Source organism: Bellilinea sp. (assembly GCF_053501535.1).
This window is the reverse complement of the sequence record NZ_JBRCOK010000047.1, coordinates 14,875-38,111: the sequence shown is the minus strand read 5'-3', so window position 1 is coordinate 38,111 and position 23,237 is coordinate 14,875. Positions and strand designations below refer to the sequence as shown.

The window sequence follows — 23,237 nt, the reverse complement described above, 5'->3', positions numbered from 1 at the left end:
TGTGATTGTGCATCTGGCCGGGCAGGTTGCGGTGACAACATCGGTGGTTGATCCGCGCAATGATTTTGAGATTAATGCTATGGGAACTTTCAATGTTTTAGAAGCCGCGCGGCTATCCGGGCGTGATCCAATTGTGATTTATGCTTCTACCAACAAGGTTTATGGCGGCATGGAGGAGGTTCGGGTTGTAGAGCAGGCAAGCCGCTATGCCTACGTGGATTTTCCTTATGGTATCCCGGAAACGTTTGGTTTGGACTTTCATTCTCCATACGGCTGCTCAAAGGGTTGTGGTGACCAGTATACCCGCGATTATTCGCGGATTTACGGTTTGCGGACGGTGGTCATGCGTCAATCCTGTATTTACGGCACCCGGCAGTTTGGGATTGAAGATCAGGGATGGGTGGCATGGTTTGTCATTGCGGCTGTCAAGCGGCTGCCCATCACAATTTATGGGGATGGAAAGCAGGTCCGGGATGTTCTTTTTGTAGAAGACCTGTGTGATGTGTATGATTTGGCCGTCGAGCGGATTGATCTTGCGGCTGGTCAGGTGTTTAACATTGGAGGGGGCGCTGAATTTACCATTTCTGTCTGGCAGGAATTTGGCCCCTTGCTCGAAAAGCTGCTCGGGGAAAGTATCCCGGTTAAAAGAGGGGATTGGCGGCCGGGTGATCAACGGGTATATGTTTCTGATACCCGCAAAGCCCAAGAGATACTGGGTTGGAAACCCAAAGTGGGGGTCGAAGAGGGTATTCAGCGCTTGTTTGAGTGGGTAAAAACCAACCGGGATTTGTTCTGAGGCTTATGCGCATTCTGATCATCCTGACGTATTACCGTCCCCATACCTCCGGGTTGACGATTTATGCAGAGCGGCTGGCGCGTGCTTTTGCCCGCCGCGGTCATGCGGTAACAGTGATGACTTCTCAATATGACAAATCCCTGCCACTGGATGAAACCGTGGAAGGAGTGCGGGTCGTGCGGGTTCCGGTTTTGTTCCGGGTCAGCAAAGGGGTGATTATGCCGTCCTTTGGTTTGACCGCCAACCGGCTCGTAGGTGAACATGATGTCATTCAATTACACCTGCCACAATTTGATGCCGCCGGGGTTGCCTTGCGCGGTCGCTTGTTGAAGAAACCCACCGTAATTACCTACCACTGTGACTTGCGAATGCCGCCGGGTTTATTAAGTTGGGCAGCCAATCAGGCTGTCCTTTTCATGAATGAGCTGGCAGCCAGATTTACCCATCGAATTGTAACCTATACCCAAGATTATGCCGAGCATTCACCGTACTTAAGACGTTATTTGCACAAGTTGAAGGTGATCCCCCCTCCGGTCGAACTGCCTGAAGTGCCTCCACAGGCAATTCAACAGTTTCGGCTGCGCACCAATCCTCAAGATCGCAGACCGGTGATTGGGATGGCAGCGCGTTTGGCGACAGAAAAAGGTGTTGAGGTGCTGGTAGAAGCGTTACCCAAAGTGTTGCAGGTTTATCCGCAGACGCAGGTGCAGTTTGCCGGCACTTATCAAAACATTGTGGGAGAAGAAGCTTACTACGCGAGGATAATGCCGCGGATTACCCGTTTTCAGGAAAGTGGGGCATGGCAGTTTCTGGGTAATCTTTCTCCTGAACAGATGGCGTGCTTTTATCCCAATCTGGATGTTTTGGTTTTGCCATCCTTGAATTCCACGGAAGCGTTTGGTCTGGTTCAGATAGAAGCCATGATCAGTGGAACACCTTCCATTGCTTCAAATTTACCGGGTGTGCGTCAACCGGTTAAGATTCATGAAATGGGCAAAGTGGTTGAGATTGGAGATTCAGAAGGGCTGGCAGAAGCACTGCTGGAAATTTTGGGCAACCGAACCGCTTATATCCGCGATCCTCAGCCCATCCGCCAGCGTTATTTACCGGATAGGGTTGCCGAAGAATACGAAAAATTGTTTGCTGAAATCCAAAGAGAAATTCGCAAATCCTGAAAGGTGAGGTTGGAAGGCTTTGGGCTATTCTTCATCCATTGAAAAAGATTTTTTGTGGTTGAATATCCGCGAGCTGCCTTATTTTCGGGGAGTGTTGCGCGCGGTTGAAGCCCGCTTTTACCAGACCATTGAGCTGGCTGAGCCGGTATTGGATTTGGGTTGTGGTGATGGTCATTTCGCCTCGATTGCATTTGAGAAACCGTTAACAGTAGGTTTAGACCCATGGTGGCAGCCGGTTAAAGAAGCCGCAAACCGGCACGCATACCGCCTGACCCTGCGGGGAAGTGGCGTGCAGATGCCTTTTGATGATGAAACTTTTGCGAGTGTTGTCAGTAATTCTGTATTAGAGCATATTCCCGACTTGCAGCCTGTTCTGGAAGAAACTGCTCGGGTTCTCAAACCGGGTGGAGTGTTTGTGTTCTGTGTTCCCAATCATCGCTTTCTGGAGACCCTTTCAATCGCCCGTTTTTTTGACCGGCTAGGTCTGCACGGTCTGGCAAAGCAATACCGTGCTTTCTTCAACCGCATATCGCGCCATTATCATTGTGATGACTTTTTTACATGGAAGAATCGTCTTGAAACAGCAGGTTTTGAGGTAATCCGCCAGTGGGATTACTTTTCACCGCGGGCTCTAAGCGTTCTGGAATGGGGTCATTATTTTGGTTTACCTTCTCTGGTCAGCCGCTGGTTGTTCAAACGCTGGATTCTGGTTTCACAACCCTGGAATCTGGCGATTACTCAAAGGGTATGCCAATCCGTCTATCAGGAGCCGCCTGAGCAGGAAACCGGCGTGTATTCTTTTTATATTGCCCAAAAGAGACTCTAGTCAATCATCCCTTGTGTCAGAAGCGCTTGTCAGTAATTGGAGCATGATGTAAGATATACCATCGTAAGAATCTGTTGATTCCTTTTCTCAACCATGCACGAACCAAAAGAACCTACTGTTCTGGATTATGTCAAAGCCTTACTGATGCCGTGGAAAGGAAAGCCACCGGCTCTTTTGGCTCATCAACCACCCAGTGATCAGCCGCTTCCTGAAACAAAAGAAAATGTCAGCCTGTCGGTAGAGACCGATGTTTTTGAATCAACGGCTGAAGAAAAGATTGAACCGCTGATTTTCCCTTCCCCAGCCGAAAAACAGGTTCGATTACCGCTGGGATGGCGGACACTGTTGGCCTTTATTCTGGCTGTGATTGGGCAGTCTTATCTGGAACCACCCCGCCAGCAGGTAACGGTTGCATTGATTTTCTATGGGTTGGCTGGAGCCGCGCTGGTTTTGGCAGTGGTTTCACGCGAATGGCTGTTGCCTCAATTTTCCGAAGCGACCAACTCTCCCATGCCGGTAACGGTCAATCGTAACCCGTTGCTGCTTTCCATCCCTCTGTTGCTTCTGGCCTTTATTTTCTTCAGCGGTAACCGCTTTACCTCCCTGAACCTGACACTCTGGCTGACAGGCACTGCTGCACTGGTGGCAGCATTTTATATTCCTTCGAACACATGGGCAAGCCTGAAAAGGAAAATTTCCTTATTTTTGCGCTCACCTCACGTTATTCTGCGAATTACACCGTGGAGTGTGTTGATCCTTTTTGCCATTGTGCTGGTGGTGTTTTTCCGTTTTTACCGTTTGAGTGAAGTTCCTGGCGAAATGTTCAGCGACCACGCCGAAAAATTAATGGATGTGGCTGATGTTTTGCAAGGACAGACAGCCATTTTCTTCCCGCGCAATACCGGCCGGGAGGCGGTCCAAATGTACCTGACGGCGATGATTGCCATCCTTGCCGGAACGAAACTATCCTTTATGAGTCTGAAAATTGGAACAGCGCTGGCCGGTCTGTTCACCTTGCCGTTTATTTACCTTTTGGGGAAAGAAATTGGAGGTAAACGAGTTGCGCTCTTTGCGTTTGTGCTGGCTGGGGTTGCTTACTGGGCAAATGTTATCTCCAGGATTGGGTTAAGATTCCCGCTTTATCCATTATTTGCTGCACCAACGCTTTACTTTCTGATAAGAGGTTTACATTATCGCCGGCGTAATGATTTTATTTGGGCAGGGATTTTTCTGGGTCTGGGATTGCACGGTTACAGCCCTTCGCGGCTGGTGCCTTTGGTGGTGGTTGCGGCGGTTTTGATTTATCTTCTCCATCGTCAGTCGGTAGGCAATCGCAAGCAGGCATTCATCGGACTGGTTCTACTGGCTGTAACTTCACTGGTTATCTTCCTCCCTCTGCTGCGTTACGCGCTGAGCGAACCTGAAATGTTTGCTTATCGTGCTTTAACCCGCCTTGGAGAGACTGAGACAACTTATCCGGCACCGGTATGGATCATCTTCCTCAATAACTTGTGGAAGTCCATGGTGATGTTCTTTTATAAAAATGGGAATATCTGGGTGCATTCGATCCCTAACCGGCCAGCCCTGGATGTCATAAGTGCTGCGTTGTTTTTCCTCGGCAGCGGTCTGGTTGTCATTCGTTATATACGTCAGCGTCACTGGATTGATTTGTTCCTGCTGGTGTCAATTCCTCTGCTGATGATGCCCTCCATCCTTTCGCTGGCGTTTCCTGAGGAAAATCCCTCGCTCAATCGCAGTGGCGGGGCGATTATTCCAGTATTCATACTCGCCGCTGTGGGGCTGGATGCGATTGTGCGGGCTGTCGAGCGCCGTTATGCTAGCGGTACTCAGCGATTAATTCCCATTGCTTTAACCCTTGTACTCTTGTTTTTCATCAGTTCTGCCAATTATGATCTGGTTTTCCGTCAATTCGACCGGCAGTTCATGGCAGGGGCATGGAATACCTCGCAAATTGGAGCGGTGATTCGGGGTTTCAGTGAATCACAAGGTAACCCGGATACAGCGTATGTAGTGCCTTATCCCCATTGGGTAGATACCCGCCTGGTCGGAATTAATGCCGGCTATCCAATGAAGGATTATGCGTTGTGGCCAGATCAATTTGAAACTACATTGAATGAACCTCGCGCAAAATTGTTTGTCATTAATCCTCGTGATGAAGATGCCGTTCACAAACTGCAGGAGTTATACCCTACGGGTTGGTTGTATTTGTACGATGTTGAATTGGAAGGTAAGGATTTCTTGCTTTATTTCGTGCCACCCGTCAATCCAGAAGGTGAAACCGGACAGCCATGACTGAAGGGATATCCGCAAAGAAGGGTACGAAAAGTCGGGCTTTGCCGGCAACGGCGCGGTTGAGCTGGATTTTGGACGCTGCGCTGTTGGGTATATTACTGGCAGGGTTGTTTTTGCGTTTCAACGGTCTGGATTGGGGACAGGGACAGTATCTCCATCCCGATGAGCGCTTTCTGGTCTGGGTTACTGCTGATCTCAAACCTGTAAATCATTTCGGGGAGTATTTTGACACGGCACATTCCAGCCTGAACCCGCATAATGTTGGTCATCGGTTCTTTGTTTACGGCACATTTCCAGTTTTACTGACCCGTTACCTGGCGGAATGGATCTTTTCCGGCAGCGGCTGGGATGAGATCATTGTGGTGGGTAGAAGCCTGAGCGCTTTATTTGATCTCTTGACGGTTTTTCTGGTTTTTTTGATCGGAGAGCGTGTGTGGGGTAAAACCACGGGTGTGCTGGGAGCAGCCTTTTCGGCACTGGCTGTGCTCCAAATTCAGCAAGCACATTTTTATACCACCGATTCATTTGCAACTTTTTTTTGCACACTGGCGGTCTTCTTTGCCGTGCGGATTGCGACCTTAAACGAAAGACCGATTCATCCGCGGCTCCCCCACAATTTTTGGGTAAAAATTGATGCAAGGGTTCTTTGGAATTGTATGGCTTTCGGCGCGGCTGCCGGGCTGGCTGCTGCATCCAAGATTCATGTGGGCGTAGTAGCGCTGGTGCTGCCGATTGTGTTGTTTTGGAAGTACTTTCAAGCAAAGCGTTTGGATAAAGATTTTACCCTGTGGTTGGTATTATTTGGTTTACTGGCCGGTGGGTTGAGTGCGTTTTTGGTTTTTCGTGTGTTCCAACCCTATGCTTTTCAGGGACCGCAGTTCTGGAACATTCTCCCCAATCCGCTGTGGGTGGAAAATCTAAAAAGTCTATTAGCCCAAACGGGCGGGGATGTGGATTTTCCACCGGCTTTGCAATGGGCACGTCGTCCGGTAACCTTTTCGTTCCAGAATATGGTACTTTGGGGCATGGGGCTGCCAATGGGCGTGTTGGCATGGGTTGGGATGCTGTGGATGGGATGGCAATTGGTTAAGAACTGCTTTTCTCACCCCTTTACAGCAGTTTGGGGATGGACAATCCTCTTCTTTATCTGGCAGTCTTTACAGGGCAATCCGACGATGCGCTATCAACTGCCAGTTTACCCCATTTTTGCCCTCGCCGCCGGTTGGGCGATCACTGCTTTGTGGCAAAAAACAAATTCCATAAACCTGAGAAGCTCCCTTAGGGCCAAAATCAGCCGCTGGGCTGTCATTGGCGTGAGTATATTGGTATTGGGTTTAACGGCCGGTTGGGCTCTTGCATTTGATGGGATTTATACCCGCCCGGTGACGCGGGTGGAAGCGTCCCGCTGGATTTATCAAAATGTGCCGGGAGCGGTGAATTTGTGGATTAAGACGGCGGATGAAGAGTATCATCAGCCGCTGGCAGTTAATTCTCTGGTGATTTTACAGCGGAACGAAACCTTGCGTACCAGTTTCCGCGCCATTCAGAGCGGCACAATCAGCGAAGTTTACCTTGACGAAGTTCGCGATTTGTCACTGAACAGCAATCCGAAAACGCTGATCATCACCATTCAAGAAGCCGGAAACCTGCAGGCAGCCAGAGGGCTGGGAACACTCACCCAAACCTTTGAAGAGAATCAACCCCGACCGCATCGGCTTGTGCTGGATTTTCCCCTGGTGGTTGAGACCGGCCGGCTTTATACCCTCTCGGTGAGTATTGACGGCGCAGAAAGCGCGCTTTCTCTGCAAGGTGGGGCAACAGTCCTTATTCAAAACGAGGCAAGCACTTTACGCCAATTGCTGCCGGACTGGAGTGAAGCCGTCCGTCCAAACCGTCCATTGGAAATTTCTTTCCAGCCTTTGCGATCCGGAATTTTAAGCGACATTGTATTTTACCGGTTGGTGGATCGGGCTGCAGAGCAAGGGATGAAAACTTTAGAGGTTGAGGTGTATGATCGCAGTACTGCTACTCAATCTATCAGCAGTGCAACGCTTACGGATGATTTTGTTGCAAAAGGGATGGATGCACGCGGTGAAATGGTGCGCCTCAGCCTGAATCCACCCGTAACCGTAAAGGCAGGCAACACCTACTCGATTCAGATGGAGTTGTTGGCGGGAGATGCTGAAATTGTTTTTTCCCCTGCGAGTGGTGTAAATGAAACCGTCTGGGATGATGGCCTTCCTCTGCGGCTGGATGGTTATGATCCTTATGCGGGGATTTACCCGCGCGACCTGACCCTGGATTTGTATGCAGACGATACGGTTGACAAACGCGAGCAGATGATTGACCTGCTCAACCGCGCAGATTACATTTACATATCTTCTAACCGACAGTGGGGAACGACAACACGTCTGCCGGAGCGTTATCCTCTAACAACAGCCTATTATCGTTATTTGCTGGGGTGTCCCCCCGAAAAAGATATTTTATGGTGTTACCGGGTGGCACAGCCGGGTATGTTCAGCGGACAATTGGGCTTCGATCTGGCTGCAGTTTTTCAGTCCAACCCCAGACTGGGTGCTATTGAAGTGAACACCCAGTTTGCAGAAGAAGCGTTTACGGTTTACGATCACCCCAAGGTGTTGATCTTCAAAAAGAGCGATGGATATGACCCGGCTAAAACAGCCCGGCTTTTGAAGAGTGTAGATTTATCGGGAGTCATCCATGTTCTGCCGGGCAAAGCCCCTTCCTACCCCGCCAATCTGATGTTACCCGATGACCTGCTCGCCCGTCAGCGGAACGGCGGCACCTGGGCTGAATTGTTTAACAGTGAAGGACTGTTGAATCGCTTTCCTTTTCTGGGCTGGGTGATTTGGTATCTGGTCATCAGTGGGTTGGGTTGGCTGGTCTATCCGATTCTGCGTGTAGCCATGAGCGGGTTGCCGGATCGAGGCTATCCGCTGATCAAAATTGCGGGGATGCTATTTTTGTCGTTTGGAGTTTGGCTGGCTGCATCCCTGGGGGCGACTTTTGAGCGTACCACCATCACAATCGTGTTTGTTATCCTTTTGTTCGCTGGTGGATTAGCGGCTTTCTGGCAGAAGGATAATCTTCTTCAAGAGATTCGAGAGCGGAAGGGATACTTTTTACGGGTGGAGGTGATTGGGCTGGCGTTTTTTATCCTTTTCAGCCTGATCAGGATAGGCAATCCAGATTTGTGGCATCCCGCCTTTGGCGGCGAAAAACCGATGGATTTTGCCTACTTCAATGCTGTGCTGAAAAGCACCATCTTCCCCCCCTATAATCCATGGTACAGCGGTGGATATATAAATTATTATTACTATGGTTTTGTTCTGGTCGGGGTACCCACCAAGTGGCTGGGCATCGTTCCATCAATTGCCTACAACCTGATCCTGCCAACAATGTTTGCAGTTTTTGCGTTGGGCGCATTCAGCGCAGGGTGGAATATCACTTCCCACTTTCTCAAAGAGAGAGGCCATACAACTGAAGCGGCTGGGGCGAATCGGGTTGTTTTTGGAAAGCCAATGGGGGTAGGACTTGCTGCTGCGATTGCCGCGCTGGTTTTGGGCAATCTGGGTACGGCACGGATGATCTGGCATGGTTTGATGCGGCTTGCCATGAGCGGGTCTTCCCTGGAAGAAGCAAATATTTTCTTGAAACTATCCTGGACGGTACAGGGACTTTCGAGATTTCTGGCTGGGGCGCGCTTACCGTACAGCACCGGCGACTGGTACTGGATACCCAGCCGCGCATTGCCTGGTGAAGCAATTACCGAATTTCCCTTTTTCACTTTTTTATATGCCGACCCCCATGCTCACCTGTTTGCTCTGCCTTTGACCATGCTGGCGCTCGGCTGGTGCCTTTCGGTCGTTTTTGGCAAGTGGCAATGGAGTTTCAGGGATAATCGTCAGATTTTGCCATTTCTTATATCTTTACTGGTGGGTGGATTAACGATTGGCGTATTAAGACCAACCAATACATGGGATATGCCGACTTATCTTGGGTTGGGAATTTCCGCTTTGCTTTATTCAGGCTTACGTTACGCAAATGTCGGGGATTCTTACCTTCCCAATATGCCCGTTTGGTTAAAACGGATGGCACTGGCAGTTGGATCGGCTTTGCTTTTGACGGGGCTTTCGTTTATATTGTTTGCCCCGTACATGCAATGGTATGCGCAGGGTTATGGCAGCATACAACTCTGGGAAGGCAGCCGCTCCCCCGTTGCTTCGTATTTGACACACTGGGGTCTGTTTTATTTTGTAATTGCCTCATGGCTGGTTTCCGAAACGATTGACTGGATGGCCAATACGCCTCTATCCGCATTAAATAAATTGCGTCCGTGGCGATTCTGGATATTCAGCGGGTTGGCTGCATACTTGCTGGCGGTTGTGCTGCTGAATGTTTCTCTCCGGGTTGAAATTGCTTTCTACGCGCTTACCCTTGCTGTTTGGTGCCTGGTTTTGCTGTTGCGAGCCGATCTACCGGATGCAAAGCGGGTGGTTCTTTTCATGATTGGTAGCGGGGCAACCCTGACCCTGATGGTGGAAGTGATTGTGTTGGTTGGTGATATAGGGCGGATGAATACGGTCTTCAAGTTTTATTTACAAGCCTGGAATTTACTGGCAATTGGTTCTGCTGCCGCGATTGGCTGGTTGTTGCCGGTTATGGACGAAAAATGGAAATCGGGGTGGAAACAGGTCTGGCAGGTTGGGTTAAGTGCATTACTGGTTGCTGCATTGTTATATCCTTTGATGGCCGGTTCGGCAAAAATCCGCGACCGCATGAGCACCCTGGCGCCGCACGGCCTGGATGGAATGGCGTACATGCGCACTTCCGAATATTCGGATCAGGGGCGTTTGATGGACTTAAGTCAGGATTACCGGGCGATTCGCTGGATGCAGGAAAATGTTAAGGGTTCACCGGTGATTTTGGAAGCCAACACGCCGCTTTATCGCTGGGGCTCGCGATTTTCGATTTACACGGGTTTGCCCACGGTCATTGGTTGGGACTGGCATCAGCGTCAGCAGCGGGCGGCAGTACCAAATGATTTCAGTGTTCAAAACCGCATTTTTGATGTGGCGGAAATTTATAATACGCTTGTTAAGGAACGAACCAGAGAACTTTTAGATCGCTACGCTATAAAATATATCATTGTGGGTCAGCTGGAACAGGCTTATTATGAAGCAGCGGGCCTGGCTAAATTTCCCCAATGGAATGGTGATCTTTGGAATGAAGTTTACCGGGATATGGATACTGTAATTTACGAGGTCATCCCTTGAACACTCAGAATCGTGCAAGTTTCATTTATCACATCGCCAATCATAAAGATTGGAATGAAGCCATTGAAATCGGTTCTTACCGCGTTTCTTCTCTGGCAAGTGAAGGTTTTGTCCACTGTTCAACTGCTGAGCAATTAATGGAGGTCGCCGATCGTTTGTTTTCGGGTCGGAAAGATGTGGTGGTGTTGGAAATCCATCCAGATTCATTGCCCGTTGAGGTAAAGTATGAACTTGCTCCAAATGGAAAGGCCTACCCCCACGTTTTCGGTGAAATACCCCTTCAAGCAGTTCGGCGGGTTCTGGCATTAAATTGGGAAAACCGAACTTTGGAAGACTTAACGGCTTAAGCAGGTCAGGATAAAGCGATGAGTCAAATTCTGATGGTCTTTTCTTGGTATTTGATTGTGACGGTGGGAGGATACATTACGCTGCCACTGGCTTATCGCTTTCTTAAATTTTTGCCGGACCGTGGTTTCACCTTAAGTCGTCCGCTGGGATTGTTGATTTGGGGGTATTCCTTCTGGTTGCTGACCTCCTTTGGTGTGCTGCAAAATAACGCTGGTGGGGTGTTGTTTGCCCTGTTACTTTTAGCATGTCTGAGCGCATGGGTCTTTCGAGGAAAATGGGAGGAATTCAAAATCTGGTTTGCCAGTCAGAAGCGGTTGATTATAACGGCTGAAATCTTATTTTTGATTGCGTACCTTTTGTGGGCGTTTGTGCGGGCCGCTAACCCGGAGATCATCTATACCGAAAAACCGATGGAACTGGCTTTTATTAACGCCGTCTTGCGTTCGCCAACCTTTCCACCCTTTGACCCGTGGTTGGCCGGCTATGCAATCTCCTATTATTACTTTGGATATGTGATTGTAGCCATGATTGTTCACCTGAGCGGCGTGCCCAGCTCAATTGGTTTCAACCTGGGGATTGCAATGTGGTTCGGATTGACAGCGCTGGCTGCTTATGGGGTTCTTTATAACCTGCTCAGCGGGGTTTTCAAAACGGATGACCGGCCCAACTCAAGCAGAAAAGCAGTCGGTTGGGCATTGTTAGCGCCTCTTTTTATCCTGATGGTTAGCAATCTTTCCGGTTTGCTGGATGTGCTTCATGCACGGGGCATCTTCTGGCAGCGGAATCCGCAAGGGGTGCTTGAATCTTCTTTCTGGCAGTGGCTGGGTATTCAAGAGTTTGATCAACCACCCCCAGAACCGCTTTCATGGACGCCGAAACGCACTTACTGGTTATGGTGGCGTGGTTCGCGTGTCTTACAGGATTTCAATCTGGTCAATCAACGGGAAGAAGTGATTGACGAATTCCCGTTCTTCTCATACCTTTTGGCAGACATGCACCCGCATGTTTTGGGTATGCCGTTTGTGCTGCTGGCGGCCGGGCTGGCCTTGAATTATTACCTGACTCTAAAAAGAAAACCAGCCGTCGAACCTTCACTGCAAGGTTGGCTGAAAGATCCGCGTACATGGTTAAGCGCGCTGATTTTTGGCGGTCTCTCTTTTTTGAATACGTGGGATTTTCCAATCTATCTGGCTTTGTTTGCCGGGGTGTATACTCTCAACCGTTATTTTCAGGATGGATGGAGCTGGCGGCGGGTTGGAGATTTTCTGTTCATTGCCTTGACATTGGGAATTCTGGGTATCCTGCTGTATCTCCCCTTCTATCTGGGTTTTTCTTCACAGGCAGGCGGTTTTCTTCCCAGCCTAATTTTCCATACGCGGGGTGTCCATTTCTGGGTGATGTTTGCGCCATTGATGATACCCATTCTGGCATGGCTTTTCAGTCAATGGAGTGTTTTCCGACAATCAGGACTGCGCCTGGGGAGTTTAATCGGTGCAGGCATAGTTGCAATCGGTTGGCTCTTCATGTTGATTGCCAGCAAGCTTATTGAACTGGCTGGACTGCTTGGGCAGGCTTGGATGACTTCTGCAGACGGCAACCTGGCGAGTCTGGGGCAAACCCTGAACTCATTGAGCGGATTGTTTTTTATCAAACAGGGCGGAAGTGGTGCGGAATTATTCGAGGTTGCTTTTTTGAGGCGGATGACCAGCCCGGGTACCTGGCTGACTTTGATGGTCATCCTTATCCTGGTATTTGCCATGATTATTGCTTTGCGCCGAATTTATGGGAATTCTCGGAATGTGGAGCATAACCTCACACCAACCATCCTCGAAGAACAACAGAATCACGGGTTTGTTCTGTTGTTAGTTTTGCTGGGTGCTGGTTTGACACTGGTACCGGAGTTTTTCTATTTACAGGATGATTTCGGTACTCGCATGAACACCATTTTTAAGTTTTATTTTCAGACATGGCTTTTGTGGGGAATTGCAGCTGCCTATGCCAGTGCCATCCTCTTGAATCGCCTGAGAGGAATACGGGGTGGGTTGTTTAAAGCTGCCTGGTTGCTAATGCTGGTTTGCTCATTAATCTATCCCTCTGTGATGTTACCTGCCAAAACGGGTTTGCACAAAGGGCAACCTGTTGAGTTGACACTGGATGGTAAAGCCTATTTGCAGCGCAATGAACCCGATGAATGGCAGGCTTTTCAATTTTTATGGGGTATGCCTTTAGGCCCTGTTGTTGAGGCTGTAGGCCCGCAATACAATCCTCAGTATGCCCGGGTTGCGACTCATTCCGGTCAACCAGCGTTGTTGGGATGGGAAGGGCACGAAATTCAATGGCGGGGCAGTGCCAGAGAGATGGGTTCCCGGCGAGTGGACATTGAAACGCTTTATCAGACCGGTGATTGGACAAGAGCGCGGGAAATTATCCAGCAATACGGCATTCGCTATATTTATATTGGACCGGTGGAAAGAAGTACATACCGTGTTTCCGAAAATAAATTTTCATCCAATTTGGGTTTGCTTTTTGCGAATTCCACTGTGCAGATTTATGAAGTGCCCCATTCGCTGGTGGCAAAAACACGCTGAGTGGCTGTAATCATGAAAAAGAATGTGTTTTCGCTGAATCGTGAACAAGTCTTATATGCTTTGATTTTTCTCTCCGCGCTCACTTTACGGTTTGTGCAGTTAGGGAAAATATCCCTAAACGATGGAGAAGCCCGGCTGGCCTTGCAGGCTCTTTCCCTGGCTCGCGGGGAAAACGCTTTATATTCCAACCCCGATGGTGGGTATCTGTTGGTAACCACCGCCTTGTTTTACCTCTTGTCGGCAAGTGATTTTGTGGCGCGGTTGTTACCGGCCTTTTCGGGGGCTTTGATCTGCCTGCTTCCTTACGCTTTTCGAAAAAATCTGGGAAAAAAGACGGCGTTGATTCTGGCAATTGGTCTGGCGTTGGATGGCGGATGGCTGGCGGCAGGACGAGCCGCTGGAAGTTACACGTGGGCGATTTTGTTCTTTTTGTTGACCATTGGAGCAATCAATGCTCGTCGCTGGAAGGCAGCAGGCGTGTTCGGCGCGCTTGCATTGCTGGGTGGTGTGGAAATTTGGAAGGGATTGCTGCCTTTTTTAATCGCGTTCTGGCTTTATCAAAGATGGCTTGTTCGGAAGTTAGAAGGCTGGGATTTGATTAAATCTCACCTGACAGAAATGATGATTTGGGCAGGGGGGACTGCGCTGGTAGTGGGCAGCGTGTTTTTAATCCTGCCAATTGGATTGAGCGCAATGGGGGGTGGATTAATCGCTTATTTGCGCGGCTGGAGTACCCCCGCAAACACACCGATTGGATTACTTTTTGCTGCCATGGCAGTGTATCAGTTGCCGGGGTTGTTATTGGGCGTGGTTGCAGCGATACGGCAAATCAAACAACCGGTAGGATTGGAACGATTTTTGACCCTCTGGTTGATTCTTTCCCTGTTTCACACGTTGATTTACCCTGGGCGGGAAGTGCTGGATGTGGTTTGGCTCTCCATTCCGCTTTTTGGGCTTGCAGCCCGCTTGTTGGCATCCTTTCTCCGGATTGATTTTGATCAGCGGGTGGGTGCGCTGGTTTATGCGTTTGTGGTGTTTACCTTCTTGGCTTTTATCCTACAAAACCTTCTGGCTCTATTCAGCCCAATGCGGGTTGCGGTAAATACCCAGCCTCAAGTTATTGCCATTCTTGCTGCTGCATTTTTTGTCATTGCTTCAATTATCCTGATTGGATGGGGATGGTCTATGCGGGTTGCCGGTTACGGGGCGGTATGGGGACTGCTGGGAATTTTGACCATTTTCTGGCTTTCAGGCGGTTTTCACGCCGCAGGATTGGGTGAAGACCCGGAAACGAACCCATTTTGGCGCGGCAACTTTATTCCCGAAGCCGATTTGTTAAAAGATACCATTGGTGACTTATCGGAATTGAATGTTCGCTCAAGAACCGGCATTGATGTGGTGGGGATTGGCCTGGATCAACCGGCGATGCGCTGGTTGGCGAGAGAGTATCCCAATTTTGTGTTTGAAAATACCTTTCAGCCCCAGTTGCAAAATTCGATTGTCCTGACCAGCGCAACCCAAGAAGTTTTTTTCAATGACAACTATCGTGGCCAGGATTTTCAGTGGGAGGTTCAACCCATTTGGGATTTGATGACTTCTCAGGAATGGCTGCAATGGGCAATTTTTAAAAAGGCTCCACTGGGAGATAGAGTCATTGTTTTGTGGGCAAGGGAAAGTCTTTTTCCCGGCAGCGAAATTTCTTCTGAGGTGCAACCTTGACCATTCCCAAAAGCATTGCCATAGATGGGCCGGCATCCTCCGGTAAATCAACCATTGGAATAAGGCTTGCCGAACGCCTGGGGTATTTGTTCTTTGATACAGGTATCATGTATCGGGCTGTGACCCTGGCAGTCATTCGTAAAGGAATTGACGTCAATGATGAAGACGAGGTAACTCGACTTGCTCAGATTGTTCATATTGACGTACGCAGCCCAAGTATTGCGGATGGAAGGAAGGAAGATGTTCTCCTGGATGGTGAGGATGTCACCTGGGCTATCCGCGACCCCGAAGTTGAAAAATGGGTTTCAAAAATTTCGGCGTATGCCGGCGTTCGAAGAGCAATGACACAACTGCAACGGCGGATTGGAAAACGAGGCAGGGTGGTCATGGTTGGGCGGGATATTGGCACTGTGGTGATGCCGGATGCGGATCTTAAGATTTATCTGGATGCTTCTCTGGAAGAACGTGCCCGACGGCGGTATCAGGAATTGGTGCAACGAGGTGAAAGTGTTACATTGAAAGAAGTGCTTGTCGGCTTGAAAAAACGCGATCAGATTGATTCATCCCGTGAAATTGCTCCTTTGAAACCCGCCAAAGATGCGGTGATTCTCAACACGGATGGTTTGAGCATTGAAGAGGTTTTGAAAAAGGCTCTTGAATTGTGCGGGGTTGTGGGAAATGAGTGAAAACGATCAAGTAGAGCGCGAGTTGCGTGATACGCGCCACATTCTGAATCGCCTTCTGGCGGTCAGTCCTGCTGTAATTTATTCAACCATGCCGCGACCACCCTATCAGGTTCGCTATATCAGTGAAAACGTAACAATTGTAACTGGTTACTCCCCGGATCAATTCATCGAGGATTCCTATTTCTGGAAATCAAAGGTTCATCCTGAAGATCGTCCAATGGTAATGGAGCAGTTGGATAAAATGCAATTGCTTGAATTTCTGGAAATGGAATACCGATTTTTATGTGCAGATGAACAATATCATTATCTTCATGAAGAAATTAAAATATTACGTGATGCTCAAGGACAACCCGTAGAAGGTATCGGATATTTTGTAGATATCACCCGACAAAGAAATTACGAAGAAGCAATCCGCCAGAGCGAAAATCTTTATAGAAGCCTGGCCGAAGCTTCTCGTGATTTAATTATCCTGATATCAAACGAAAAAACCATCGAATATATCAACAGCTTTGCCCGCCAGGCTTTGGGATGGGGAGAATTTCAAACCAGGCTGCCATCCTATGCCCATATTTTGAAACTCATCCCGGAAAATTCAATTCAGCAAGTCTTTCAAACCCAACAAGCGGTTTATACCGAAAATTCGGCGTTCATTGCCAGGAAAAAAATCTGGCTTGGCACGTGGTTGGTGCCAATTTTTTCAACCCAAAATGAGGTTGATTTTGTCATGGCGGTTTCCCGCGACATTACCCGCCAGAGAGAAACTGAAGAAGAACTTCAACGGGCGCTAAAAGCGGAGCAGGATTTGAATTCATTGCGTTATCGATTCCTGACGATGACCACCCACGAGTTTAAGACCCCCATCAGCACAATTCTCTCATCGGTAGAACTTTTGGAGACTTATGGTGAGCGCTGGAATGCTGAAAAAAGAAATGAACACATCAATCGTATCAAGACAGCAGCTCAACGCTTGAATCAAATGCTGAGTGAGGTGCTGGAGGTCAATCGGGTGGAAGGGGGCGCCGGATTGGAATTGAGTGACGGAATAGACCTGATCCAGTTATGCCACGAAGTAATTACCGAGATCCAACAAGCCGACCAGAATCAACATCCAATTGTTTTTATTCATACCGGTGAAATGAACCGGGTAAAGGCGGATGCGCGGTCTTTACGGAATATTGTTTCAAACTTACTTTCAAATGCGGTCAAGTACTCTTTTGCCGGAAATGAAGTGATTCTTGAATTATCTACCACCCCGGATGACTTTTGGGTTAAAGTACGTGACCGGGGAATTGGCGTACCCGAAAAAGACCGTGATAACCTTTTTGAGCCTTTTTATCGGGGAGAGAATGTCAATTCCATTCCCGGCACGGGGCTCGGCCTGACGATTGTCAAGCGTTCGGTCGAGGCAATGGGTGGAGAAATTTATTACGAAGAGAACGCGGAGGGAGGATCTATTTTTAGTGTCCGCATTCCGGTGAGAAAATAATCAGGGGAGAGCTGACATGCCATGAAAAAAATACTTGTGATTGAGGATGAACCGGATATTCGTGAAAACATTATTGACTTGTTAAGCGAAGAAGGGTATCTGGCAGTAGGGGCACAGGATGGAGAAGAAGGTATCCATAAGATCTGGCAGGAATTCCCCGATCTGGTTTTGTGTGATATTTTGATGCCAAAAGTGGATGGATACGGGGTGTTGACCGTTGTCAGTAAAAGTCCAATCACCTCAACCATTCCGTTCATCTTTCTAACGGCAAAAACCCAGCGGGAAGATTTAAGAAAAGGCATGGCGCTGGGGGCAGACGATTATATTACCAAGCCATTTTCACGGCTGGAATTGCTACAGGCTATTGAAACTCGCCTTATGAAGCATGAGCAACTACGCCTTCAGGCTCAGCAAAAATTAATCGAGCTGCGCAGCAACATTAGCCTCTCACTTCCCCACGAACTGCTGACCCCTTTGAGTGTCATTCTTGGGTTTTCTGAATATTTGATTGGCCACCTGCCTGCCGATTCTGCCGACTTGCAGGTTTTGGAAATTGTCAGTGACATCCATAATGCGGCGAAACGACTGCTGCATTCTTTGCAAAAATATTTGTTCTTTGCAGAATTGGAAGTGATCCTCTCGGATGCCGATAAAATTACCAAAGCAAGGCACTCTCGCTTTCAAATCAAGCAGCAAGAAGTCCGTGCGGCTGTTGCGACAATTCCCGAAAGCATTGAACGTCAGGAGGATATTCACGTTGAGGTTTCCCCTGCTTTGATTTGTATTTCGGAAAATTCCCTCTACAGACTCATCGAAGAACTGGTTGAAAATGCATTAAGATTTTCCCCTGCCGGTACGCCTGTTTTCGTCCACGGTGAGCCTTTACGGGAAAAAGGATTGTATAAAATTGAGGTTATGGATGAGGGAAAGGGGATGACTCCTGAACAGGTTGCAGGGCTGGGAGGGTATGTCAATAAAGAAAGAAAAGTTTACCCTTCTCAGCGAAGTGGTTTAGGGCTGGAAATTGTCGGCAGGATACTGGATATCTATCAGGGAATGGTGAGTATTCAAAGCGAACCGGGTTCATGGACAAAAGTCGAGGTTTTTTTGAGGTTGGGATAAAGAAAGAGAGGAAATTGAACGATGTGTGATACGATGGTGGCTTTAGGGAATGTCACAGCGGATGGTTCCGTGTTGTTTGCAAAAAATTCTGACCGTGAACCGAATGAAGCTCATGAGGTAATCATCTTTCCGGCAGCAGAACATCCACAGGGTTCAGTAGTCAAATGTACCTACATTGAAATTCCACAGGTGCGTCACACGTATGCCGTGATGTTAGCCAAACCATTTTGGATTTGGGGAGCCGAAATGGGGGCTAATGAACACGGGGTTGTAGTTGGAAATGAAGCCGTTTTTACTCGAATTCCGCATCAAAAAGAGCCTGGATTGATTGGAATGGATTTTATCCGTCTGTCATTGGAGCGAAGCCAAAATGCGGAAGAAGCATTGCGCTGTATCGTTGATTTACTGGAAGAATACGGGCAGGGCGGTAATTGCGGCTTTCGCCATGAGATGTATTATCACAACAGTTTTATTCTGGCGGATGCGCGAGAAGCATGGGTATTGGAAACGGCAGGCAAGTTTTGGGCTGCCGAAAAGGTCAAAGATATTCGTTCCATATCAAACGCCTTAACCATCGGCGAAACATGGGATCTGGCTTCGCAGGGATTGGTCGAATATGCGATTAAGCAGGGGTGGTGTCAATCTAAGAGCGACTTCCACTTCGCCCGTTGTTATTCCGATCTGGTGTATACGCGTTTCAGCGATGCCAGACGCCGCCAAAAGTGCAGCACCGATTTGCTTACCATCCAGCGTGGAAAGATTTCTGAAAAAACGATGTTCAATGTGCTGCGCGCTCATGCTGGAATCGGTGAAGATGAGCGCCGGATTGATCGCGGGCTAACTGGATCGGAAGTTTGCATGCATGCCGGTTTTGGGCCGGTGAGGGGCAGCCAATCGGTTGGATCGCTGGTTAGCCGAATTGCCCCTAATGGATCAACCCATTGGGTAACAGGCAGTTCAGCACCCTGTTTGAGCATATTCAAACCGGTTTGGATAGATAGTGGGATACCGGATGAGATAATTGGTCATCCACAAGGTACCTTTAATGAGGTTACTTTGTTTTGGAAGCATGAACTTCTGCATCGTGAGGTTTTAAAAAATTACCCTGAAAGAAGCCGTGTATTTCAGGTTGAGCGAAATAAGTTGGAGGATGAATTTCTAACTGAAGAAAGAGAAATACGGTCTCGAAGCACTGCTGAACGAAGGGCATTTACAGAGGCATGTTTTCAAAAATCTCAGAAAGCCGAAGAGAAATGGTTGAATGCAGTTTTGAAAGTGCCGGAACGAAAGGTGGATTTATTATATGGGCTGGCATGGAAGCAATTCAATCACGAAGCGGGGTGGGTTTCACCGAGGCGGTCAAAATAAAAACACCATCTGCGGAGCAATGCTATAATCTTAACGATTGGTTGAAATGAATTTATTCAATTTCGAACTACTCCAAAATCCTTTCTTTTACCTGCCTTTTCACTCTTCCGGGTGGGGAGGGTGGTTGGTTTTGGGGTTGTCCTTGCTTCTTAGCGCCAGGGGTATCTGGGGCTCTTCCAATTTTCGGCGACCTTTACGATGGAAAATTTTCCTGGCGTCCCTGGCACTGGTTCCACTGGCGATTTTACTGATTGAATTTAGACCGACACTCTTGCAGTCTGCCGCCATACCTAATCTCCCGCTTGAAGTGAATCGAACGGGAGTGTTGGTTTTTTTAGCATTCCCCATTTTCATGGCGGCAGGATTGGCGGGGGCGCTCCCCGCATTGTTTACTGGATTATTTACAGGCCTGTTCCTTGGTCTGTTCGTCACCCATGACCTGTTTTCAATCATCGAGTGGGGCTTTTTAGGTTTATTTATCGGCGTTGCGCTTTCGCAAAATTACCGCACGCCTTTTTATAAGGTGGTACGTCATCCTTTAGGTGGAGCAATTACTGTCTGGATCGCTTTCCTGCCTTTATTTTTATTAATTTCATTTTTTTCCATTCCCGGTTCACTTGCCGAACGATTAGATTTTACGCTGGTGCAAAACTGGCAGCATTATCTCATTCGTGGGATTGAATTAGGGCTGGCAGGATTATTTTTTGAGGTCTTTTACCTGTTTCTTCCAGCCGTCTGGCGTAAACCTGTGCAACTGATTGCCTCGCCCAGTGAGGTGAGCCTGCAAGCCCGCTTTTTGTTGTTTACCCTCCCTCTGGCAGTGCTGCTGTTTGTCATCTTGATTTTGGCGGATTGGTGGGTGGCTGGCCGAGCCGCAAGGCAGATGATGGAATCGCGTCTGGAAGGTTTGACGCGGGTTGCTTCCGAGACTTTGCCATATTTTTTAGAAGCCGGTCAGAGTTTAATCATTGACATGGCACAGCCCGAATTAGTCCAAAACCCACCCTCAGAAAGTCAACTTCTTTTGATGGAGAGTATAAGGGCGGTGCCTTATTTTCGACAGTTGGTGGTGGTTAATGCGCAGCGTCAACCCCTGACCAGCTACCCGCCCATCAGCAGCGAGGACTTCAATTTTTCGCCAGACGAAGAGGTGGGGATTGGGCTGGCTTTAAAGGGGGTCGTGGTGCAGGTTTATCCACTCTCACCCTCACCCGGCGAAAAATCGGCGCAGGTATCCTTTATTGCAGCAATAAAGGATGAAGCAGGAGATGTTTTGGGTGCAGTTCTCGGCAGGACGGATTTTGAGTCCAACCCATTCACCCAACCCGCCCTCAGTGCTTTGGAAGGTGTATTGGAGAATGGCGGTGAAGGTTTTATTCTCGATGAACAGGGATACATCCTTTACCAAACATCTATTGCCACACCTCTCACAGCACCCGAGCAGTTTGTTGGCCGGTTAGAGGCTGGAAGAGGGTTATACGAAGACACTTCGCCGACCGGCACTCGTTTATTGGTGCTGGTGCAGCAGGTCACTGGCCGGCCATGGCAGATTGTGGCACGGGTGCCCGCCAGTGTTGCCCAACAAATCGCTTTAAACATTGCTGTGCCCACCTTGGTGGTTTTACTGATCTTGTTTGGTGCCGGGTCGGTGTTGGTGTTTGGCATTGTACGGCTGGTAACCCACAACTTGCTCAAATTGACTGATCAGGCCGTGCGGATTTCTCACGGGGAACTGGATCACACAATTGAGAGCAAAGGTAGCGACGAAATTGGTCGGCTGGCTAAAGCGTTTGAAACCATGCGATTAAGCCTCAAAAAGAGGCTGGAAGAGCTTAACCAATTATTGGTGGTAAGTCAGGGGGTGGCAGCAAATCTGGAAATTTCCGAAGCGATTCAGCCGATCCTCAAAGCAGCATTGGACGATGAATGTGTTTCTGCGCGGGTTGTTCTTATTCAAGAAGTGCAAATTGGAATGGAGGGGGATCAACTGGTGGGCTGGGGAGCAGGAAAACAACCGGATCTTTATCAGCATCTGGACGGTCAGATATTCGAGCAGATGCGATCTCACCATTTGCTATCCATTCCGAATACCAGCCGGGTTCGCCGCATCAGTGCTGTAAATGGCAAGCCGCATCCGGCCGCTTTGATTGCCTTTGGTTTGTTTTTTGAAACAACCTATTATGGAGCGTTTTGGCTGGCGTATGACAAACCCAGGAATTTTACCGAAGACGAAGTGCGTTTCCTCAATACGCTTGCCAGCGAGGCTGCCCTGGCAGCCGCAAACTCCCGCCTGTACGCCTCTGCGGAAATAGGCAGACGCCGATTAGAAGCTGTGCTTGCCTCCGTGCCGGAGCCGGTCCTGGTGTTTGATGAAAAAGATCGTTTATTATTGCTCAATCCGGCTGCCATGCACATTCCGGGTTTGATTTCGGCCGCCTTGCCGGGGCGTCCTTTACAAGAGGTGGTTACCTCCGAAAATCTGATCAAATTAATCAGTGGTTCTCTGGAGGATCGGATTGCCTCACGTGAGATTCAGTTGTCCAATGGGAAAGTGTTTTATGCCAGTGTTGCGCCGGTAATGGGTGAAGATTATCAGGTAGGCAAGGTGTGCGTGCTGCGGGATATCACTCATTACAAGGAACTGGATACACTTAAATCCGAAATCGTTGCAACGGTCAGCCATGATTTGCGCACACCTTTGACCTTACTGCGCGGGTATAGTAGCATGCTTTCCATGATTGGTGAGTTGAACGAACAGCAGCAAGTCTATGTGAATAAGATTGTTTCAACAGTGGAAGACATGACTCATCTGGTTAATAATTTACTGGATCTGAGCCGGATTGAGTCGGGCATACCGCTTAAGTTAGAAGAATTGGATCCGATGATCGTGGTGGAGAAAATTATCCGTCAGTATCAGGCGCATGCCTCACAGAAAAATATCCAGCTCACCTTTGAAGGACCTGCGGATGGAAAACGACTGTTGATTAAGGCGGATCTGGCATTATTGCAGCAGGCCTTGATTAATCTGGTAGATAATGCTATAAAATACACACGCAAAGATGGGCAGGTAGTTGTGCGTGTGCGTGCAGGGAATGAAAGATTGACATTTGAGGTTCATGACAACGGCATCGGAATTGCTCCGCTGGATTTACCTCGCTTGTTTGAGAAGTTCTACCGAAGCGGGCGGCGCGAAGCCTATGAAAAGCGGGGGTCGGGATTGGGGCTGGCAATTGTCAAATCCATTGCTGAGCGGCACCATGGACGGGTCTGGGTGGACAGCCAGCTGGGCAAAGGAAGCACTTTTTACATGGAATTACCGACGGATCAACCGCAGGTGATGCCGGAGGAAGATATTCGGGAAGGGGGCGTTGCAAATCTTAAAAAATGAAAATTAATATGCTTTTACCACTTGAATATTGACAGATTGTGCTATAATTATTGTTTGCATGCATGTATACGATTGGTTAATTTCATAAGTTCAACGCAAGGGAAGGACTCTCGTGCGTTTCTATT

13 protein-coding genes are annotated in these 23,237 nt (G+C 48.6%); all 13 read left to right on the top strand.

Features of this window, described 5'->3' with window-relative positions; translation table 11 throughout:
* Window positions 1–796 (top strand): GDP-mannose 4,6-dehydratase (locus ACWIZX_RS05260; protein ID WP_448335048.1); only part of this gene is annotated, 796 nt, incomplete at its 5' end.
* A 5-nt stretch (window positions 797–801) separates the two neighbouring features.
* Window positions 802–1,971, top strand: a complete 1,170-nt coding sequence (locus tag ACWIZX_RS05255; protein WP_448335047.1) for a glycosyltransferase family 4 protein — start codon at window positions 802–804, stop codon at window positions 1,969–1,971.
* 19 nt (window positions 1,972–1,990) lie between these two features.
* Window positions 1,991–2,797, top strand: coding sequence for a methyltransferase domain-containing protein (locus tag ACWIZX_RS05250; protein WP_448335046.1), 807 nt, complete (start codon window positions 1,991–1,993; stop codon window positions 2,795–2,797).
* A 93-nt stretch (window positions 2,798–2,890) separates the two neighbouring features.
* A complete protein-coding gene (locus ACWIZX_RS05245; RefSeq protein ID WP_322794221.1) occupies window positions 2,891–5,110 on the top strand; it encodes a glycosyltransferase family 39 protein in 2,220 nt (739 codons plus the stop codon).
* Window positions 5,107–10,407 carry a DUF2298 domain-containing protein gene (locus ACWIZX_RS05240; protein ID WP_448335045.1) on the top strand — a complete coding sequence of 1,767 codons (5,301 nt, stop codon included), beginning with the start codon at window positions 5,107–5,109 and terminating at the stop codon, window positions 10,405–10,407. The genes ACWIZX_RS05245 and ACWIZX_RS05240 overlap by 4 nt, the downstream gene beginning before the upstream one ends.
* Complete coding sequence (locus ACWIZX_RS05235; protein WP_448335044.1) at window positions 10,404–10,754, top strand: DUF952 domain-containing protein; 351 nt, start codon at window positions 10,404–10,406, stop codon at window positions 10,752–10,754. Before ACWIZX_RS05240 ends, ACWIZX_RS05235 begins: the two co-directional genes overlap by 4 nt.
* An 18-nt stretch (window positions 10,755–10,772) precedes the next feature.
* On the top strand, window positions 10,773–13,343 hold the full coding sequence (locus ACWIZX_RS05230) for a DUF2298 domain-containing protein (protein ID WP_448335043.1): 2,571 nt from the start codon (window positions 10,773–10,775) through the stop codon (window positions 13,341–13,343).
* Window positions 13,344–13,355: 12 nt separating this feature from the next.
* Window positions 13,356–15,062 carry a hypothetical protein gene (locus tag ACWIZX_RS05225; protein WP_448335042.1) on the top strand — a complete coding sequence of 569 codons (1,707 nt, stop codon included), beginning with the start codon at window positions 13,356–13,358 and terminating at the stop codon, window positions 15,060–15,062.
* Window positions 15,059–15,748, top strand: a complete 690-nt coding sequence (gene cmk, locus ACWIZX_RS05220; RefSeq protein WP_448335041.1) for a (d)CMP kinase — start codon at window positions 15,059–15,061, stop codon at window positions 15,746–15,748. Before ACWIZX_RS05225 ends, cmk begins: the two co-directional genes overlap by 4 nt.
* A complete protein-coding gene (locus ACWIZX_RS05215) occupies window positions 15,741–17,234 on the top strand; it encodes a PAS domain-containing sensor histidine kinase (protein ID WP_448335040.1) in 1,494 nt (497 codons plus the stop codon). The genes cmk and ACWIZX_RS05215 overlap by 8 nt, the downstream gene beginning before the upstream one ends.
* Window positions 17,235–17,255: 21 nt before the next feature.
* The gene (locus ACWIZX_RS05210) at window positions 17,256–18,356 is read left to right on the top strand and encodes a hybrid sensor histidine kinase/response regulator (protein WP_322794214.1); all 1,101 of its coding nucleotides are present in this window, start codon (window positions 17,256–17,258) and stop codon (window positions 18,354–18,356) included.
* A 21-nt stretch (window positions 18,357–18,377) separates the two neighbouring features.
* Entirely contained in the window at window positions 18,378–19,724 is a 1,347-nt protein-coding gene (locus ACWIZX_RS05205) for a C69 family dipeptidase (RefSeq protein ID WP_448335039.1), read from the top strand.
* 46 nt (window positions 19,725–19,770) lie between these two features.
* A complete protein-coding gene (locus ACWIZX_RS05200; RefSeq protein WP_448335038.1) occupies window positions 19,771–23,112 on the top strand; it encodes an ATP-binding protein in 3,342 nt (1,113 codons plus the stop codon).
* The last annotated feature ends 125 nt before the right edge of the window (window positions 23,113–23,237 follow it).

Excerpts from the sequence above, each read along its gene's own strand:
- ACWIZX_RS05255 (WP_448335047.1), top strand. The coding sequence starts at position 802 with ATGCGCATTCTGATCATCCTGACGTATTACCGTCCCCATACCTCCGGG.
- ACWIZX_RS05245 (WP_322794221.1), top strand. The coding sequence starts at position 2,891 with ATGCACGAACCAAAAGAACCTACTGTTCTGGATTATGTCAAAGCCTTA.
- ACWIZX_RS05240 (WP_448335045.1), top strand. The coding sequence starts at position 5,107 with ATGACTGAAGGGATATCCGCAAAGAAGGGTACGAAAAGTCGGGCTTTG.
- ACWIZX_RS05230 (WP_448335043.1), top strand. The coding sequence starts at position 10,773 with ATGAGTCAAATTCTGATGGTCTTTTCTTGGTATTTGATTGTGACGGTG.
- ACWIZX_RS05225 (WP_448335042.1), top strand. The coding sequence starts at position 13,356 with ATGAAAAAGAATGTGTTTTCGCTGAATCGTGAACAAGTCTTATATGCT.
- ACWIZX_RS05215 (WP_448335040.1), top strand. The coding sequence starts at position 15,741 with ATGAGTGAAAACGATCAAGTAGAGCGCGAGTTGCGTGATACGCGCCAC.
- ACWIZX_RS05210 (WP_322794214.1), top strand. The coding sequence starts at position 17,256 with ATGAAAAAAATACTTGTGATTGAGGATGAACCGGATATTCGTGAAAAC.
- ACWIZX_RS05205 (WP_448335039.1), top strand. The coding sequence starts at position 18,378 with ATGTGTGATACGATGGTGGCTTTAGGGAATGTCACAGCGGATGGTTCC.
- ACWIZX_RS05200 (WP_448335038.1), top strand. The coding sequence starts at position 19,771 with ATGAATTTATTCAATTTCGAACTACTCCAAAATCCTTTCTTTTACCTG.